Annotated in this window: 2 protein-coding genes; both read left to right on the top strand. The window is 44.8% G+C overall.

All coding sequences use genetic code 11. The features are described 5' to 3' along the window. Positions 1–702 (top strand): outer membrane beta-barrel protein (locus tag AC37HE_RS11500; RefSeq protein WP_500782990.1); only part of this gene is annotated, 702 nt, incomplete at its 5' end. Between the two features lie 15 nt (positions 703–717). Next, on the top strand, positions 718–1,308 hold the full coding sequence (locus tag AC37HE_RS11495) for a hypothetical protein (protein WP_500782989.1): 591 nt from the start codon (positions 718–720) through the stop codon (positions 1,306–1,308). The last annotated feature ends 1,106 nt before the right edge of the window (positions 1,309–2,414 follow it).

Genomic DNA, 2,414 nt, shown 5'->3' with positions numbered 1-2,414 from the left:
CAAACACCGATTACCATGAAACCCATAAGCCTATTAATCGTCATTTTAGCCATTAGCTCAACGCTCGCCAAAGCTCAACTATTCGACAAATACGGATTGAGTCTTGGAACAGCCTATGCTAACCAGAATTGGGATTACAAAATCATGCCATACAATCCTGACTTTGGCTACAAATTCGGGATTGCGGCATTTGTCTTTGCAGAAAAAGACCTTTCGAAGACTTTCAGCCTGAAAACAGAGCTGGGCTATATTCAGAAAGGATTCAAGGATGATATGTCCTTTAGTGATGCCTATGGAAATGTCCTCGTCAGCATGACCAACGCTAATGTAGTTCTCCACGATTTGGAATTTAAACTCGGTTTAAAGTTTCGTCCGTTCAAACGTCAATATTCACCTTACGGGATTTTGGGCCTGTATGGTGATTATCTTATCTCCTACCAAGACGCCAGCCTCTTGGAAAACGACTCCGGATTAATATATAAACCACACGAATCGGATCTGGAGACATTTAATAAATTTACCTCGGGAGCTTTCGCCGGCATGGGGGTTGAATGGAAAGATTTGTTATACCTCGAATTAATTTGCAGTCGGGCCCTTAGCAACAACTTTGCAGACAGAAGTTTGAAAGTGACAGATCGCTCGTTTGAACTTAAAGTCGGGGTTAATCTCAATAAAGTCCTTCAAAAAGAAAGCTCGAATTAATATTTCAACCATCCCATGAAACCCAAGCCTCTTTTAATTCTCTCCATAATTGCCGTCGCCATTCTAACAGGGTGGATGATGACGGACGTTTATGGCGGCCTGATTATTTGGCTGTTGACTTATTCGTACCTGATTGTTGGGGGGCTTATTCTCTACCTGATTACCTTCTTAATTACCCTGGCACGCGTAATCAGATCGGGGATTAAGCCAAACAAAGCAGCCTTTTACACCCATGTGACGGGGCTGTGTTTTATCTTGCTTTTCTCCATATATCAATCCGAAATCTTTAAAGCCCGGAAACTGCTTGATGCAACGCTCTGGGACGATATCAGCGCCATCAATATTGTGCTGAGAAAAGGAAATCAGTTCGAAACAACGTCATTCGGTCTATTCGGATTTTATGAAAAAGAAGCATCGGGGAAATACAAACTACATGGCGACACCATCAAGTTTCTGGTTCCGCCTTATTCAAACAATTTTCTGCCCAATGAAATGATCATTGTCCGGCAAGACAGTGCCATTTATTTTAACCGGGATTCGATCGGGAACTTTGACCAGGAGAAAGGTTTTCTGAATTATTTTCGGATTAATCAGATCGAGCTTTGATTGACCATTGAATTGTTCAAAACATCAATGAAGGGCATCGCCCCGGAAACAGGCGCAAAAGACACCTGATCTCCCACTCGTCCGACAGGATCACCTACGAATAAACCAAGTCCTGCACGCGGACAAAAACTCGCTACATCATTTTCCCCCGAGCGTTGCCCGGGGTTGTTGCTTAAAAGCCCTTCAAGCTTGAAATTCATTCATCTATTCCCACAAAACAGACCTGACTCCCGGGAATCACTAACAGGGATGAAAGTGGAGGAAAACAAGAGAAAGCAGTTGAAAACAATTGGAGACAATCGAATGAAGAAGGAAGCTTTCTCGGCGCGAGACCGGCCTTTTATCAAGACCGGAATTCAAAAAGACTCACCCCAGTGGGTGAAATAGGAGTAGCCCCAGGTAAAGTTGGGTTCCGACGAATGTCAGAATCAAGCGGCACCCGGGGGGCGGAATGGCTTTGCGTCTTCAGGCGCACGCTCCATATTGTATAGCCTGTTGGTTTTGCCTGCGCCGCATGGGATTGAAATTTCTTTTTCCTCCAATTCATCTTTTTATCCTCAAGCCGAACGGGCTGTTCATTTTGTCCTGTCACAAAACGAACCAAAAAGACCGGACTGCCCAAGGCAATTGCTGTGCACCACTCACTCTCAACACTACATGCTTAACGCTTACGCGTAGCACTTCCGTGTTTTCGTTCGTTATTGCTGCGGGCAGTCGGGCGCTCCGAGCTTGCTTTTGGACGCCCAGGTTCCTTGTTGAGATTGGTCTATCAGGATCGAAATCGAACAAAAAGCCTTGAATTTTCTACATAACAAGGATTTCCCGGAAAGTCCAAAATACAGACTTCCAGAAAAAACAGACATGATTCCCGGGAATCTCCAACAGGGATAAAGTGAAGGGAAACAAGAGAAAGCAGTTGAAAACAATTGGAGACAATCGAATGAAGATGGGAACTTGCTCGAAGCGATTTCGGCCTACTTTTTATCGAGGGTAGGAAGCGAACCGGAAGCTTAGTGAAGCCGGGAAGCTCCGACGGCAGAAGGAGATCACCCGGCTGAACTTAGCTTTCAGGAGCTGATACCTGAAGATAAAAATCAGCCTTGCGT

The organism is Mangrovibacterium sp. (assembly GCF_059905295.1).
The sequence above is the reverse complement of the archived record's forward strand: the minus strand, read 5'-3'. Positions and strand labels throughout refer to the sequence as shown.